This is a genomic window from Nonomuraea glycinis (genome assembly GCF_014646515.1).
GTDB classification, from domain to species: domain Bacteria; phylum Actinomycetota; class Actinomycetes; order Streptosporangiales; family Streptosporangiaceae; genus Nonomuraea; species Nonomuraea glycinis.
In genome coordinates this window covers 96370-110604 of sequence record NZ_BMNK01000012.1, presented here as the reverse complement: position 1 = coordinate 110604, position 14235 = coordinate 96370, and the positions used below count along the sequence as shown (strand labels likewise).

The 14235-nt window shown below is 70.6% G+C and carries 17 protein-coding genes; 6 read left to right on the top strand and 11 right to left on the bottom strand.

Going from position 1 to position 14235, the window contains the following annotated elements; translation table 11 throughout:
• Entirely contained in the window at positions 1 to 876 is an 876-nt protein-coding gene (locus IEY87_RS29705; RefSeq protein WP_189142120.1) for an HAD family hydrolase, read from the top strand.
• Between the two features lie 22 nt (positions 877 to 898).
• Here the strand turns inward: IEY87_RS29705 and IEY87_RS29700 are convergent, their stop codons facing one another.
• The 9 genes from IEY87_RS29700 to IEY87_RS29660 all read right to left on the bottom strand — a co-directional run bounded on the left by IEY87_RS29700 (position 899) and on the right by IEY87_RS29660 (position 8113).
• Entirely contained in the window at positions 899 to 1891 is a 993-nt protein-coding gene (locus IEY87_RS29700) for an LCP family protein (RefSeq protein ID WP_189142119.1), read from the bottom strand.
• A complete protein-coding gene (locus tag IEY87_RS29695; protein ID WP_189142118.1) occupies positions 1891 to 2475 on the bottom strand; it encodes an RNA polymerase sigma factor in 585 nt (194 codons plus the stop codon). The genes IEY87_RS29700 and IEY87_RS29695 overlap by 1 nt, the downstream gene beginning before the upstream one ends.
• 59 nt (positions 2476 to 2534) lie before the next feature.
• Positions 2535 to 3329: an SDR family NAD(P)-dependent oxidoreductase gene (locus IEY87_RS29690; RefSeq protein ID WP_189142117.1), complete on the bottom strand. Its 795-nt coding sequence runs from the start codon at positions 3327 to 3329 to the stop codon at positions 2535 to 2537.
• Between the two features lie 66 nt (positions 3330 to 3395).
• Positions 3396 to 4328, bottom strand: coding sequence for a lysophospholipid acyltransferase family protein (locus tag IEY87_RS29685; RefSeq protein WP_372462259.1), 933 nt, complete (start codon positions 4326 to 4328; stop codon positions 3396 to 3398).
• Positions 4329 to 4345: 17 nt separating this feature from the next.
• Positions 4346 to 5341, bottom strand: coding sequence for an NAD-dependent epimerase/dehydratase family protein (locus IEY87_RS29680; RefSeq protein ID WP_189142116.1), 996 nt, complete (start codon positions 5339 to 5341; stop codon positions 4346 to 4348).
• Positions 5342 to 5363: 22 nt separating this feature from the next.
• The gene (locus IEY87_RS29675; protein ID WP_018654693.1) at positions 5364 to 5462 is read right to left on the bottom strand and encodes a 30S ribosomal protein bS22; all 99 of its coding nucleotides are present in this window, start codon (positions 5460 to 5462) and stop codon (positions 5364 to 5366) included.
• A gap of 179 nt (positions 5463 to 5641) precedes the next feature.
• Positions 5642 to 5845 carry a helix-turn-helix domain-containing protein gene (locus tag IEY87_RS29670; RefSeq protein ID WP_043629748.1) on the bottom strand — a complete coding sequence of 68 codons (204 nt, stop codon included), beginning with the start codon at positions 5843 to 5845 and terminating at the stop codon, positions 5642 to 5644.
• 312 nt (positions 5846 to 6157) lie between these two features.
• Entirely contained in the window at positions 6158 to 6940 is a 783-nt protein-coding gene (locus tag IEY87_RS29665; RefSeq protein WP_189142115.1) for a phosphatase, read from the bottom strand.
• 9 nt (positions 6941 to 6949) lie between these two features.
• Positions 6950 to 8113, bottom strand: a complete 1164-nt coding sequence (locus IEY87_RS29660) for an acetoin utilization protein AcuC (RefSeq protein ID WP_189142114.1) — start codon at positions 8111 to 8113, stop codon at positions 6950 to 6952.
• Between the two features lie 107 nt (positions 8114 to 8220).
• Between IEY87_RS29660 and IEY87_RS29655 the strand changes: the two genes are divergently transcribed.
• From IEY87_RS29655 to IEY87_RS29640, 4 genes are all read left to right on the top strand, one after another.
• Positions 8221 to 9351: a sensor histidine kinase gene (locus tag IEY87_RS29655; RefSeq protein WP_189142113.1), complete on the top strand. Its 1131-nt coding sequence runs from the start codon at positions 8221 to 8223 to the stop codon at positions 9349 to 9351.
• A complete protein-coding gene (locus IEY87_RS29650) occupies positions 9348 to 10016 on the top strand; it encodes a response regulator (RefSeq protein ID WP_189142112.1) in 669 nt (222 codons plus the stop codon). Before IEY87_RS29655 ends, IEY87_RS29650 begins: the two co-directional genes overlap by 4 nt.
• Positions 10017 to 10096: 80 nt before the next feature.
• Positions 10097 to 10987, top strand: coding sequence for an ABC transporter ATP-binding protein (locus IEY87_RS29645; protein ID WP_189142111.1), 891 nt, complete (start codon positions 10097 to 10099; stop codon positions 10985 to 10987).
• Positions 10984 to 11724 carry an ABC transporter permease gene (locus IEY87_RS29640; protein ID WP_189142110.1) on the top strand — a complete coding sequence of 247 codons (741 nt, stop codon included), beginning with the start codon at positions 10984 to 10986 and terminating at the stop codon, positions 11722 to 11724. The genes IEY87_RS29645 and IEY87_RS29640 overlap by 4 nt, the downstream gene beginning before the upstream one ends.
• A gap of 148 nt (positions 11725 to 11872) precedes the next feature.
• Here the strand turns inward: IEY87_RS29640 and proC are convergent, their stop codons facing one another.
• Complete coding sequence (gene proC, locus IEY87_RS29635; protein ID WP_189142109.1) at positions 11873 to 12667, bottom strand: pyrroline-5-carboxylate reductase; 795 nt, start codon at positions 12665 to 12667, stop codon at positions 11873 to 11875.
• Between the two features lie 45 nt (positions 12668 to 12712).
• Complete coding sequence (locus IEY87_RS29630) at positions 12713 to 13594, bottom strand: proline dehydrogenase family protein (RefSeq protein ID WP_189142108.1); 882 nt, start codon at positions 13592 to 13594, stop codon at positions 12713 to 12715.
• Positions 13595 to 13671: 77 nt separating this feature from the next.
• On the opposite strand from IEY87_RS29630, the gene IEY87_RS29625 reads away from it, so the two are divergent.
• The gene (locus IEY87_RS29625) at positions 13672 to 14139 is read left to right on the top strand and encodes a hypothetical protein (protein ID WP_225277391.1); all 468 of its coding nucleotides are present in this window, start codon (positions 13672 to 13674) and stop codon (positions 14137 to 14139) included.
• Positions 14140 to 14235 lie beyond the last annotated feature (96 nt).

Sequence of the window (14235 nt, the reverse complement as noted above, 5' to 3'; positions counted from 1 at the left end):
ATGTGGCGGCTAATTCGACGACGGCAGCAGTCCGAGGCGGAGATCGCCGGTGAGGTCGCGGCGGCAGCGGCTGTGGTCGCGCCCCCGACCGAGCCCGACCTCCAGGCTGCGGCCTTCTTCGACGTCGACAACACGATGATGCGCGGCGCGTCGATCTACCACTTCGCCAGGGGCCTGTCGACGCGGGGCATGTTCAACACCACCGACCTGTTCAAGTTCGCCATCGGGCAGGCGGTGTTCCGGCTGCGCGGCAACGAGAACCCCGAGCACATCGCCGTCGCCCGCGAGACCGCGCTCGCGTTCGTCGCGGGCGCCAAGGTCGACGACGTCGTACGCCTCGGCGAGGAGATCTACGACGAGGTCATGGCCGACCGCATCTGGGGCGGCACCAGGGCGCTCGCGCAGAGCCACCTGGACCAGGGCCAGCGGGTCTGGCTGGTCACCGCCACGCCGGTGGAGCTGGCGCGGGTGATCGCCCAGCGGCTGGGCCTGACCGGGGCGCTCGGCACCGTGGCCGAGACCACGGACGGCATCTACACCGGGCGGCTGGTCGGCGACCTGCTGCACGGCCCGGCCAAGGCCGAGGCGGTGCGGGCGCTGGCCCGCCGCGAGGGCCTCGACCTGACCAGGTGCACCGCCTACAGCGATTCGGCCAACGATCTGCCCATGCTGTCGCTGGCCGGTCACGCGGTGGCCATCAACCCCGACAGTGAGCTGCGCGAGCACGCCAGGAAGCACGACTGGGCGATCAAGGACTTCCGCACCGGCCGCAAGGCGACGCTGACCGCGCTGCCGATCGCGGCCGGGGTGGGCGCGGTGGCCGGCGGGGTGGCCGCCGGCCTCGCCCTGCGCAAGCTCTACCGCGCCACCCGCTGACCGCGCCGGTCCACCGGCCGGGTCATCTCAAGGTCGCGAACAGGCGGTCCGCCTCCGGCTGTTTCCACTGGATCGTGCGGGGGTTGTCAGGACGAGGTTGCCAAGGAACCGTGCGGAAGGTCACCGAAGCACCCTCCAGGCTGGAGACGAGCTCGATCATGGACTCCATGTCCAGCGCCTCGTCCGTCTTGACCGACTTCGCCGCCACGGCCATGAAGGCGCGCAGCTCGGCCGGGTCGCCGAGGGTCCGCTTGGCCTTCTTCGCCATCGCCTGGATGAGTTTCTGCTGGCGTTTGATCCGCTGTATGTCCGACCCGTCGCCGTAATAACGCAGCCGCATGTAGCCGAGCGCCTGCTCGCCGTTGAGCAGGCTCTTGCCCGCCGGGAGCCTCAGCTTCGACTTCGGGTCGTCCACCGGCTGCGCCAGCGTGACCTCGACCCCGCCGAGCGCGTCGACGACCTGCTTGAACCCGGCGAAGTCGACCTCGATCATGTGGTCGATCCGTACGTCGGTCAGCGTCTCCACGGTCTTCACCGCGCAGCTCAGCCCGCCACGGTCGAAGGCGGAGTTGATCATGCCGGTACGGGCGGGCTCGGAGCCGCATCGCGGGATCCGCACCCAGGAATCCCTGGGGATGTTGATGGCCGTGACCTTCTTCCGGTCGGCCGGCAGGTGCAGCATGATCATCGTGTCGGTGCGTGCCCCCTGGGCGAACCTGGGCGAGCCCGCCTGACTGTCGGTGCCGACCAGCAGCACGTTCAGCGCGCCGCGCACATCGGCGGGGCGCTGACCGACCGGCGGGGGGACGGTCTCCCAACTGCTGATCAGCAACGTGGGCACGGCGACCACCGCCGCGGTCACGACGGCGACCAGGGCCGTCATCGTCCAGCCGAACCCTCTGCGGCGCGGCCGGGCCCGCAGCATGCGCTCACGCTGGCGTACCAGTGTCGCCGGGGGCTCGTGCCCCAGGCTGTCGCCGAAGTCACGGAGCGTTCGCAGATCGTCGTCCATCATCACTCCTGCCCTCGCAGCATCGGGTTGGTGTCGCCGAGCGCCGCGCGGACCTTCCGCCTGCCCCGGTTGAGGCGGGAGCGCACAGTGCCGATCGGGATGTCGAGCGCCTGCGCGGCCTCCTCGTACGTCAGATCGCCCCAGGCGATGAGCAGCAGCACGTCGCGGTCCTTGGCGGGCAGCGCGGCCAGCGCGCCGGCCAGCGCGGGCCCGGCCGCCCGCGCGGTCGCCCCCGCGGCGACGCGGTCGGCGGGTGACTCCACGTCGAGGTCGATCGGCGCGCGCCGCAGCGCCCGGTAGCGGGCCGCCTCGGTGCGGTGGTGCCGGGCCATGAGCTTGGTGAGAATGCCGAAGAGCCACGGCCTGGCGTCGGGATAGCCCAGGTCGTAGCTCTTCCTGCGGGAGAAGGCGACCAGGAACGTCTCGCCGACGAGGTCCTCGGCGGGCTCGGGGCCGAGCCGTTTGGAGACGTACCTGTAGAGCATGGCGGAGTAGCGGTCGAACAGCTCGGCGAACGCCTCCGGCTGGGACCAGGAGGCGCTGATGAGCTCAGCGTCCGCGCCCTGGATGGCGGGTTGCGTGATCATCTCCGCCCTTCTGTGGGGGAATCAGTCGATGATGTCTTGCCACAACCCGCCTTCCGGGTTCACATCTCCTTGCGCGCGCCCCCGTCGACGAGGAAGTCGGCGCCCGTGGTGCTGCCCGAGCGCGGTGAGGCGAGCAGCGCCACCGCGTCGGCGATCTCCTGCGGGTCCACGAGGCGGCCGGTGACCAGGCGCATCATCTCGGGCGCCACCTGGGCGATCACGCTGTCCCGGTCGGCCCCGGCGAAACCGGCGATGATCTCGGCGGCGCCGCCCTTCTTGGTCCACCAGTCGGTGAGCACCGGACCGGCCGAGACGGTGTTGACCCTGATGCCCTGCGGGCCGTACTCCTCGGACACGGCCTTGCTGACGTGGTTCAAGGCCGCCTTGGCGGCCGCGTAGTCGACGTTCATCGCGCCGGGCTGCACGGCCATGGTGGAGGAGATGTTGACGATCGAGCCGCCACCGCGGTTCAGCATGACGGGCACGGCCGCGCGGATCGCCCGTACGGCGGAGAACAGGTTGAAGTCGAACATCTTCTGCCACTCGGCGTCGTCCGGGGTCAGGAAGCCGACCCTGGGCAGGGACACCCCGGGCGGCGGGCCGCCGGCGTTGTTGACGAGGATGTCGAGCCCGCCGAACTCCTCGACCGCGCGGGCCACCGCCCGAGCCGGGGCCTGCGGGTCCATCAGGTCGGCCGCGACGTGCACCGCCTTGCCGGGCAACTCACCGCCGGAGGTACGGGAGACGGCCACGACGTGCGCGCCCTCCTCGGCCAGGGTGCGGGCGACGGCCAGGCCGATGCCCTTGGACGCGCCGGTGACCAGGGCGACGCGGCCGGAAAGCTGCAGATCCATGATGTTCCCCTTCAGCGTTCGTTGTCAGGGGGAGAACACCGGCCAGGCCGCGGTGGTTGCGGCGGATCAGAGGAAAGGCGGGAAGGCGTGCCCGCGCCGCAGCCTGAGCTGGTCGAGCAGCTGCTGGATGACCTCGCGGATCTGGTCGGTGAGGTTGAACACCAGCATCGGATCGTCGGCCGCGGCCGGATCGTAGTCGTCGGTCCTGATCGGCTCGCCGAACTCGATCAGCCACTTCGACGGCAGCGGCACCAGGCCGAGCGGCCCGAGCAGCGGGAAGAACGGGGTGATCGGCAGATAGGGCAGGCCGAGCAGCCGGGCCAGGGCCGGCAGGTCGCCGATCTTGGGGTAGATCTCCTCGGAGCCCACGATGGCGGTGGGCACGATCGGCACCCCGGCTCGGATGGCCGCGGCGACGAACCCGCCACGGCCGAACCGCTGCAGCTTGTAGCGCTCGGAAAAGGGCTTGCCGACGCCCTTGAAGCCTTCGGGGAACACCCCGACCAGCTCGCCCTGGCGCAGCAGCCGGTCGGCGTCCTCAGGGCAGGCCAGCGTGTGCCCGGTCTTGCGCGCCAGGTGACTCAGCATCGGAAGCTGGTAGACCAGGTCGGCGCCGAGCAGCCGCAGCGCCCTGCCCGCCTCGTCGTGCAGCGCCACCTGCAGCATCAGCGCGTCAACGGGCAGGGTGCCCGCGTGGTTGGCGACGATGAGCGCGCCGCCGTCCCGGGGCACCTGCTTCAGCTCCAGGGCCTCGGCCCTGAACCAGCGGTGATAGAGCGGGCGGAGCAGTTCGAGCAGCACCTTGTCGGTCAGCTCGGCGTCATAGCCGAACTCGTCCACCTCGTAGTCACCGGTGACCCGCCTGCGCACAAAAGCCAACAGCCCGGCCAGCGCATCAGCCCGCTCCCCACCCACCGGCACTCGCTCATCGCTCACCGGCACTCGCTCATCGCTCACCGGCGCTTGCTCGTCGTTCGCCGGCGCTTGGCCGTCACTCACCGGCGCTCGCTCCTCGTTCACTGGCGGGCACCTCCGAGCGGCCGCAGCCCGTGCGAGCGCAGGAAGTCGTCGAAGGCCGCGCCGGTGCTGAACTTCGGCTTCCAGCCCAGCTCGGACTCCAGGGCGCCGGAGTCGACCACACGGCCATGGCTCATCAGGCGCAGCTGCTCCGGCGAGTAGTCGACCAGTCCCGTCCGGCGCACCATGGCGCCCAGGAGCTGGACCGCGGGAGACAGCAGCGGCAGCGACAGCCGCCCCGCCCGACGCGCGCACTGCGACAGCAGCAACACGCCTGCCCCGGCCACGTTGTACGTGCCGGGGTGATCTTCCTTCGCCATCCGGCGCAGCACCTCGACCGCGTCGTCCTCATGGACGAACTGCAGCCGTGGGTCGAAGCCGAACACGGTCGGCAGCACCGGCTGGGTGAAGTAACGGGTCAACGGCGAGTCGACGCCGGGCCCCATGAAGTTGGCGAAGCGCAGCAGCGACACGCTGACGTCGGGGCGTCGGCGCGCGAACCCGCGCACGTAGCCCTCGACCTCGGCCGCGTCCTTGGCGTAGCCGTGGCTGGGGCCGTCGTGCGGCTCCAGGTCCTCGGTGAACACCGCCGGATCCCTGGGAGAGGATCCGTAGACGGCCGTGGTCGAGCGGACGACCACGCGCCGCACGGTCGCGGAGCGCTGACAGGCACCGAGCAACTGCATGGTGCCGATGACATTGTGCTCCTTCATGGCGGCCCGGCCGGTGCCCCTGGAGGGGGCGCTCACCAGACTCATGTGGACCACGGTGTCGACGTCGGCTGCCGCGATCACCTGAGCGATGTCGGGGCTGCGCAGATCGACCCGTACGAACTCGGTCCGGCCCAGGGAGATGCCGCCATCACGGGTCAGCGAGGGCGGCGGCACGGTGTCCACTCCGATGACGCGGCTGACGTCCGGGTCCGCCGCGAGAACACTCGCCACCCGTGCGCCGATGTGGCGCGAGACCCCGGTGACTAGCACGGTGTGGGTCATCAGCGCCTCGCAGCTGCGTCGACTACTTCTTGTTACGCCGCTGGATGCGCGTCTTCTTGAGCAGCTTGCGGTGCTTCTTCTTGGCCATCCGCTTGCGGCGCTTCTTGATAACAGAGCCCACGGGACCCCCAGGTAGCTGATCACACGTCTGAATCGATGTGCGAGCGCACACCGGGTGCCAGACTACCGGCGATCGGTGGTGGATCGCCCCCCGGGGTGAGAGCCCGGCCGCTCGAGTGTCGGCCGGGCCTCCCCGCGACGGTATTCACGGCGTGCTCACGGCGCGCCGCTACTCCAGTTTCAGCCTGCCTCGATGTAGGCCTCGCGAAGATAGTCGTGCACCGCCTGTTCAGGCACTCTGAACGAGCGACCGACGCGGATGGCCGGCAACTCGCCCGAGTGCACCAGTCGGTAAACGGTCATCTTCGACACTCGCATGACCGTGGCCACTTCAGCCACTGTCAGGAACTTCACCTCGCTGAGAGGTCTTTCGCCTGCAGCCATCGGACGCCTCTTCCGCACGTGTTTCCGGGTTATCCCCACTGGTGCCATTGCTCACGCACGTGTACTGCCGTCAGCGTAAGTCGGGACTCCGAGTGCGCAAACCCCCTAGTTTCTCAGTTCGCGGAGTCGCCTGTCAGCAGAACCAGCAAACTCCCTGGCCAGCCGCCGGATCGAGCCCCTCGCCTGAACCCTGGAACTGTCCAAGTTGTCACACATAAGAGTCGCCCAGGCCTCATCAAAAGTTGGCAAAGGGACGGCGAGGCTCTTGGAATGCAGGCGCGAAAAGACGGTATCGGGAGGACCGATTTCGACTCATAGGGCTCGTGTGACTCTTGTGACCAAGCGCTCGGTCAACGGCGTGTAATAGCGCGGTAGCACATTGTCGTCGAGTGGCACCACCACATCGATCTTGCCCTCCGCCTCTCCGACGAAGAGCCCGGGGTCGTTGCTGTCGGCGAAAGCCACAGTGGGCACTCCCGCCTCTCCAGCGGCCCCTGCCCAGCCATGGTCGGCGATAACCAGGTCAGGTCGCGCCGCACCGAGCTCGGCCAGCATGTGCTCCATCGGGGCCGCGTCGTGGGTGTGCACGAACGCGCCCTTGTCGTCGAGCATCGCCACGTCGCCCAGATAACGGATCCGGCGCGGCCGGCCGAAGCCCGACCCGGAGTAGGCCCAGCCCTCGGCGGGCGTCAGGAGGCTCGCCCCGCACTCCAGCGCGAGCCTGGCGAGCGGCAGATGCACGGCCAGCAGGCCGGTGGGGTGCCCGGTGGCGAACAGCACCCGGGGCCGCTCCGCCGTCAGCGCGGTGGCGATCCGGTCGGCCATCGCGTCGAGGGCGTCGATGGTGCGCTCGGGGTCGATGGTGTCCTGGCCCCAGCGGTGACCGGGGTCGGCGACCACGCCGGCGGCCTTGGCCATCAGCGCCAGCACGTCACGGAACGTCCAGCGCTGCTCGAAGGTCAGGCCCAGCATGTAATAGGGGTCCTGGTTGGCCAGCGAGCTGTAGTGGTCCAAGTTGTTCTCGCGCGAGGTCGCGACGTCGCCGGCGATGCGGCTGTGGATCAGATGATCACGGAGTTCGTCGCGGCTCAGCACTGTTCGTCCTTAGGGCATCGGGTCAAGGCCGTGCAGGGGGAACACCGCATGCCGGGTCGCCATGACCGCACGGTCGATGGGGTCCGCTGGATCATAACCACCGGATAGATCCTGAAATTCCGGGCTTCTGCCGTCCGTCATGGTCAGTGGGGGCACCTCACCCGTACGTTCCCGTACGAGCTGCCGCCAACTCTCGCTCGTCGGGGTGGCCGGGTCGAGCGGGTAGCCCGACAGCTCGGCGAGCAGGTGCGTCCACGCCCGCGGCACGACCTGCACGAGCTCGTAGCCGCCACCGCCGGTCGCGATCCAGCGGCCGCCGGCCGTCTCGTGCGCCAGGCGGTGCAGCGCGGCGTAGGCCATCCGCTGGCCGTCGACGCTGAGCATCAGGTGCGCGAGGGGGTCCAGCGCGTGGCTGTCGCACCCGTGCTGGGTGACCAGGAAGTCCGGCCGGAACTCGCGCAGCAGCGGCGGGACGACGGAGTCGAAGGCCCGCAGCCAGCCGGCGTCGCCGCAGCCCGCGGGCAGCGCCACGTTGACCGCGCTGCCCTGGACGCCGGTCTCGCCGGCCGAGCCCGTGCCGGGGAACAGGGTGATCGGGCTCTCGTGCAGGCTGATCGTCAGCACCCGCGGGTCGTCGTAGAACATCGTCTGCACCCCGTCGCCGTGGTGCACGTCCACGTCGACGTAGGCGACTCGCTCCACGCCCTGCCGCAGCAGCCAGGCGATGGCCAGCGCCGGGTCGTTGTAGACGCAGAAGCCGCTGGCCGCGCCGGGCATCGCGTGGTGCAGCCCGCCCGCGATGTTGACCGCGTGCTCCACCGAGCCGTCGTAGACCGCGCGGGCCGCGGCCAGCGAGGCGCCCGCGATCAGCGCGGAGGCCTCGTGCACCCCGGCGAAGGCCGGATTGTCCGTCGTGCCGAACCCCACCGACAGGTCCGCCCGGCCGGAGGCCGAGACGCGCTTGACGGCCTCGATGTAGGCGGGATCGTGCACCATGGCCAGCTCGTCGTCCGTGGCCGGCTCGCAACCGCCCATCTCGACCTTGTCCAGCACGCCGAGATCCCTGGCCAGCGCCATCGTCAGCTCGACCCGGACGGGGGCGAGCGGGTGTGCGGGGCCGAAATCGTAGGAGGTGAGGGCGTCGTCCCAGATGACCCGCGCCGACTGGCTCATGCGTGCTCCGTTTCCCTCGCCTTGAGGCGACGTTACCGCAGCGTCGCCGGCGGGCGTTCAGAAGGATCGCCCAGCGACCGCGAAGAGATATCACGTAACCTCTGATCATGCGCTTCGTGCGTCCCTTTCAGGCCGCATGGCGATTTCTCCGACGCCCACGGGTTTTCGACGCCTCGCTCGTCATCGTGGTCGTCGTGCCGGCGGCCATCGGCGGGGCCTTCGCCTGGGCGGCAGAGCAACCGGCCGTGGCCGCGGGCACCGCGCACTTCGCCCTCACCATGCTCCCTCTGCTGGTACGGCGGACCCGGCCGCCCCTGGCCGCCGCTCTGGTCGTCGCCCTTGAGCTCGCCGGCCTGGCTACCGGCATCGTCGACAGCAGCAACAGCCTCGGCAGCCTGATCGCCTTCTACAGCGTGGGCCGCTACACCCAGGGCCGCACCACGCTCATCACCACGGTCCTCAGTTGCGCCGGCTACGCGATCGGCGTCGCGCTGATCGATCCGGCGCCGGGCTTCTGGGTGGGCGCCATGTTCGCCACCGCCATCCCGGTCGGCTTGGGCCAGCTCGTGCGGGTGCGGGCCGAGCTGCGCGAGCGCACGCAGCAGGAGATGGCCGACAGCGCCGTACGGGCCGAGCGGCGGCGGATCGCCAGGGAGCTGCACGACGTGGTGGCCCACCATCTGAGCGTCATCAACGCGCTCGTCGGCGGCGCCAGGGCCACGCTGCCCCCGGGCCAGGACGTCACCCGCGACGCGCTGGCGGGCGCCGAGCAGACGGCCCGCCAGGCGCTGGCGGAGATGCGCCAGCTCCTCGACGTGCTCCGAGCCGACGGGGGCGGCGCCGCCGACGCCGCGACCGGGGTGGGCGCCGCCCGGCTGCCCGCGCTCGTCGAGGAGGCCAGGACCGCCGGCCTGCCCGCCAGCCTGACTGTGACGGGAGAGCCCGTGCCGCTGCCCACCGCCGTGGACCACGCCGTCTACCGGATCGTCCAGGAGGCCCTGACCAACACCCGCAAGCACACCGTGGGCTCCCGGGCCAGCGTTCTGCTGACCTACGACGCCTCGGCGATCGAGGTCGAGGTGGTCGACGACGGCGCCGCCAAGCTGCCGGTGTCCACGGGCTTCGGCCTCACCGGCATGGCCGAGCGGGTGGCGTTGTGCGGCGGAGACTTATGGACCGGCCCGCGCGCGCAGGGCGGCTTCCGCGTGCACGCGCGCATCCCCCTGGAGAAGAGATGATCACGGTACTGCTGGTCGACGACCACGAGCTGGTGCGCAAGGGCTTCAGGCTGATGCTGGACGCGCAGCCGGACCTGACCGTCGTCGGCGAGGCGGCGGACGGCGCCGAGGCCGTCCGGCTGAGCAGGCTGCTCAGTCCCGACGTGGTGCTGATGGACCTGCACATGCCCGGCCTCGACGGCGTGCGCGCCACCGAGCTGATCACCGGCGAGCTGCCCGGCGCGCGGGTGCTCGCCCTGAGCACGTTCGACCTGGACGAGAACGTGGTCGCGGCGCTGCGCGCGGGCGCCTGCGGCTTCCTGCCCAAGGACGTCTCGCCGGAGGAGCTGGTGGACGGCGTGCGCGTGGTGCACCGGGGCGAGGCCGCCGTCGCGCCGCGCCTGCTCACCGGGCTGATCGGCGCGTTCGTCCGGGCTCCGGAACCACGGCGCGCCGCCCCGGCGCCGCACCAGGACGGCGTGGCCAGGCTCACCGAGCGCGAGCGGGAGATCCTGGTGCTGATCGCGCGCGGCCTGTCCAACGCCGAGATCGCGCAGGAGCTCGGCGTCGCCTCCTCGACCGTCAAGAACCACGTGCACAGCCTGTTCGCCAAGATCGGCGTCCGGGACCGGGCACAGGCCGTGATCGTGGCGTACGAGGCCGCGCTGATCAGCCCTGGAGAGTAGGACCAGGGGCCCAGAAGCCTGCCCCGCGAACGGTCCCTCAGCAGGAAGGCAACGCCCGCTCAGCCGATCATCCTGGTGTCATGACCGCTATCCAGGCAATGAACCTCACCAAACGCTACGGAGAGACCGTGGCCGTGGCGGACCTGTCCTTCGACGTCCAGCCCGGTCAGGTGACCGGGTTCCTCGGGCCGAACGGCGCCGGTAAATCCACGACCATGCGCATGGTCCTCGGCCTGGACCATCCCTCCAGCGGCTCCGTGCTCATCGGCGGCAGTCCGTACCGAGAGCTGGGTCATCCGCTGCGCAAGGTGGGCGCGCTGCTGGACGCCAAGGCCGTGCACGGCGGGCGCAGCGCCCGCAACCACCTGCTCGCCATCGCGCAGAGCAACGCCATCCCGGCGGCCCGGGTCGAGGCGGTGCTGGAGCTCGTCGGCTTGACCCAGGTGGCCAAGCGCCGCATCGGCGGCTTCTCCCTCGGCATGTCACAGCGCCTCGGCATCGCCGCCGCACTGCTCGGCGACCCGGAGATCCTGCTCTTCGACGAGCCGGTCAACGGCCTCGACCCCGACGGCATCCTGTGGATCCGCACGCTCATGCGCGAGCTGGCCGCCGAAGGACGGACCGTGTTCGTCTCCAGCCACCTGATGAGCGAGATGGCGCAGACCGCCGACCACCTGGTGGTGATCGGCAAGGGGCGGCTGATCACCGACACGAGCGTGCAGGAGTTCATCGGGCGCAGCTCCCAGGCGTACGTACGCGTACGGTCCCCGCGCCTGGCGGAGGTCGCCGAGTTGATCAGGGTCGGTGAGCTGCACCAGGACCACCTGCGGGTGTCCGGGCTGGAGCCGCTGGAGATCGGCACGATGACGGCCCGGGCCGGGCTGCCGCTGGAGGAGCTGACGCTCGTACGGCCCTCGCTCGAATCCGCCTACATGGAGCTCACCAAGGACAGCCTGGAGTACACGTCATGATCGACATCGTCCGGTCCGAGTGGACCAAGATCCGTTCCGTCCGGTCCACCGTGTGGACGCTGGCCGTCACCGCGCTGCTGATGGTCGGCATCAGCGTCCTGCTCGGGGTGGCGATCACGAACTCCGGCGAGACCGTGGGCAGCCAGGAAGCCATCGCGACCAGCCTGGCGGGCACGGTGTTCGCCTCACTGTCCATCGCCACGTTCGGGGTGCTCGTGGTGTCGGGCGAGTACCGGACCGGGTCCATCAGGACCACGTTCATGGCGGTGCCGAAGCGGCTGCGGGTGCTCATCGGGAAGGTCGTGGTGTTCACCCCGGTGGCACTGGTCGTGTGCACCGTCTCGTCCTTCGCCGCCTACCTGCTGGGCGGGCAGCTGATCCTCGGGACGACCTCGCTGGGCGATCCCGGGGCGCTCCAGGCGATCTTCGGCTCCGGCCTCTACCTGACCGCCGGCGGCCTGTTCGGGCTGGCGCTGGGCGCGCTGGTCAGGCACACGCCCGGAGCCATCGTCTCGGCCATCGCGCTGATGCTCATCCTGCCGCAGCTCACCAGCATGCTGCCGGGGCAGTGGGGGGCCACGGTGCACAGCTACTTCACCACCAACGCCGGGATGGAAGTGGTGCAACCCGGCCAGAACGCCATGCTCGGCCCGTGGTCCGGCTACGCCGTGTACCTCGCCTGGGTCGCCGTCACCCTGATCGTCGCCGCCGTGCTGATGAGGCGGCGGGACGCCTGACCGACCGCAGGCGAACTCGCGGAACGGCTGATCAACCGCAGGCGAACTCGCGGAACGGCTGATCAGCCGCGGGCGAGCTCGCGGCCACGGTCACGGACGGCCTGGTCAGCCGCAGGCGAGCTCGCGGCCACGGTCGAGGGCGGCCCGGTCAGCCGGAGGCGAGTTCGCGGCCACGGTCGCGGGCCGCCTCGATGGCGGCCAGGAAGGCGGCGCGGACGCTGTGCCGCTCCAGCTCGGCGATCGCCGCGATGGTGGTGCCTCCCGGCGAGGTGACGGCCTCGCGCAGGATCACCGGATGCTCGCCCGAGTCGCGCAGCATCACGGCCGCGCCCACGATCGACTGGGTGACCATGTCGAGCGCCGACGCCCGCGGCATGCCGAGCAGGATGCCCGCGTCCACCATGGCCTCGACCAGGTAGAAGAAGTAGGCCGGGCCGCTGCCCGACAGCGCCGTGGCGGCGTCCTGCTGCGACTCGGGGATGCGCAGCACCTTGCCGACCGGGTTGAGCAGGTCCTCGGTCCGCCGCAAGTGCTCCTCCCCCGCGTGCGAGCCGGCCGAGACGCAGCTCATCGCCTCGTCGAAGCGGATGGGCGTGTTGGACATGACCCTGACCACGGGCGCCTCGACGCCCAGGCGCTGCTCGACGAAGGCCGTGGTGATGCCCGCCGCCGCGGTGATCACCAGGCGGTCGGCCGGCACGTAGGGGGCGATCTCGGCCAGCAGCGCCCCCATGTCCTGCGGCTTGACCGCCAGCACCAGCGTGTCGGCGGACTTGGCGGCCTCGATGTTGGACACCGTACGGACCCCGTAGGTCTCGCGCAGGGCCAGGGCGCGCTCCGGCCGACGCACGGTGGCCAGGATCTCGGCCGGCTCGAACCCCGCCCGCAGCAATCCGGACAGCAGGGCCTCGCCCATCTTGCCGGTGCCCAGAATCGCGATCATCTTCTGCCTCTCACCTGGTCGACGCTGGCCGCAGCCTACCGGCGGCTAGCCCCGCGTCAGCAGCGAGCGGGCGAAGAAGGCCAGGTTGGCGGGGCGTTCGGCCAGGCTGCGCATCAGGTAGGGATACCAGGCGGCGCCGTAGGGCACGTGGACGCGCACCCGGGCGCCCTCGGCCGCCAGGCGCTCCTGCTCGTCCGGACGCACGCCGTACAGCATCTGGAACTCGAAGCCGGACGGGTCGCGCTCCTCCAGCACCGCCAGCGCGGCGGCGATGCGGATCAGCCGGGGGTCGTGCGTGGCGACCATCGGGTAGCCGGTGCCGGCCATCAGCACCCGCAGGCAGCGCGCGAACGAGCGGTCGACGTCGGCCGCCGAGGTGTACGCGCCGGGCGCCGTGTAGGCCCCCTTGCACAGCCGCACCCTGGCCCCCTCCAGCCGGTGGCAGCGCCGCACCGAGTCCCGCAGGTAGGCCTGCACCACGACGCCCACGTCGGGGTGCTCCTTGCGGAGCGTGGCGTGGATGGAGTGCAGGGCGGCGATGGTGTCGTGCTCCTCGGCGTCGAGGGTCAGCGTGATGCCCATGGACACGGCGGACTCGCAGATGGTCGCCGCGTTGTCGAGGGCGAGCTGCTCCGACAGGCGCAGCCCCAGCGCGGTCAGCCGGACCGACACGTCGGCGCCTTCCGGCAGGCGTTCGAGCAGGGCCAGGTAGGCCTGGACCGCCCGTTCTGCCTGGGTTCTGTCGTGGACGGCCTCGCCGAGATGGTCGACGCTGACGAGCAGGCCCGCGCGGGTCAGCTCGTCGACGGCCCGGCCGACGTCGTCGGCGACGTAGCGCCGGACCACGTCCGCGGTGAGCGGCGAGGTGGAGACGACGCGCTCGGCGCGATCGCTCCGGGAGATGGCGTGGAGAGCCTGACGCAGCACGCCATCACCCTAACTTCACCGATGCCCGCCGCTGCGGTGATTGGCCGACTGAACCGGTCGGCTGTCACATTCGTCGTATGGGTATGCGAACAGCGACGACGACTTTCCTGGCCGGATGCCTGATGCTCGCGGCCGGCTGCGGCGCGGCGGCGGCCCCTGCGCAGGAGGCCGCTCCCGCGGCTCCCGCCACCACGGTGGCCGGCATCGAGGTGCCGACGACCACACCGCCGACCGGGGGCCCGAAGCAGGTCAAGCCGGTCGGCAACGCGATCAACCCCCGCAAGGCCCGCTGGAAGACGGCCAAGCCGGTGTCCAAGAACCGCAAGGTGCGCCTCGTCTGGTGGTCCGGCGTGGAGCCGTGCACGGTCCTCGACCGGGTGAAGGTCAAGGAGACCGCGAAGCGGGTCACCATCACCCTGTACGAGGGCGCCGCCCCCGAGGCGAAGGACGTCTCCTGCATCATGATCGCGGTGGAGAAGACCACCACGGTCAAGCTCAAGTCCCCCCTCGGCAACCGCAAGATCGTGGACGGCGCCAAGTCCTGACACGTCTGCCTGCTCCCCACGACTTCCGGACATCGGGAACGATTCCGCCACCTCAGGGGTTGAGTCGGATAGGCTCAAGTCGTTTGACAAAGACGG

Excerpts from the sequence above, each read along its gene's own strand:
- IEY87_RS29640 (WP_189142110.1), top strand. The coding sequence starts at position 10,984 with ATGATCGACATCGTCCGGTCCGAGTGGACCAAGATCCGTTCCGTCCGG.
- IEY87_RS29670 (WP_043629748.1), bottom strand. The coding sequence starts at position 5,845 with ATGGCTGCAGGCGAAAGACCTCTCAGCGAGGTGAAGTTCCTGACAGTG.
- IEY87_RS29680 (WP_189142116.1), bottom strand. The coding sequence starts at position 5,341 with ATGACCCACACCGTGCTAGTCACCGGGGTCTCGCGCCACATCGGCGCA.
- IEY87_RS29660 (WP_189142114.1), bottom strand. The coding sequence starts at position 8,113 with ATGAGCCAGTCGGCGCGGGTCATCTGGGACGACGCCCTCACCTCCTAC.
- IEY87_RS29700 (WP_189142119.1), bottom strand. The coding sequence starts at position 1,891 with ATGATGGACGACGATCTGCGAACGCTCCGTGACTTCGGCGACAGCCTG.
- IEY87_RS29625 (WP_225277391.1), top strand. The coding sequence starts at position 13,672 with ATGGGTATGCGAACAGCGACGACGACTTTCCTGGCCGGATGCCTGATG.
- proC (WP_189142109.1), bottom strand. The coding sequence starts at position 12,667 with ATGATCGCGATTCTGGGCACCGGCAAGATGGGCGAGGCCCTGCTGTCC.
- IEY87_RS29690 (WP_189142117.1), bottom strand. The coding sequence starts at position 3,329 with ATGGATCTGCAGCTTTCCGGCCGCGTCGCCCTGGTCACCGGCGCGTCC.
- IEY87_RS29695 (WP_189142118.1), bottom strand. The coding sequence starts at position 2,475 with ATGATCACGCAACCCGCCATCCAGGGCGCGGACGCTGAGCTCATCAGC.
- IEY87_RS29655 (WP_189142113.1), top strand. The coding sequence starts at position 8,221 with ATGCGCTTCGTGCGTCCCTTTCAGGCCGCATGGCGATTTCTCCGACGC.
- IEY87_RS29650 (WP_189142112.1), top strand. The coding sequence starts at position 9,348 with ATGATCACGGTACTGCTGGTCGACGACCACGAGCTGGTGCGCAAGGGC.
- IEY87_RS29705 (WP_189142120.1), top strand. The coding sequence starts at position 1 with ATGTGGCGGCTAATTCGACGACGGCAGCAGTCCGAGGCGGAGATCGCC.
- IEY87_RS29645 (WP_189142111.1), top strand. The coding sequence starts at position 10,097 with ATGACCGCTATCCAGGCAATGAACCTCACCAAACGCTACGGAGAGACC.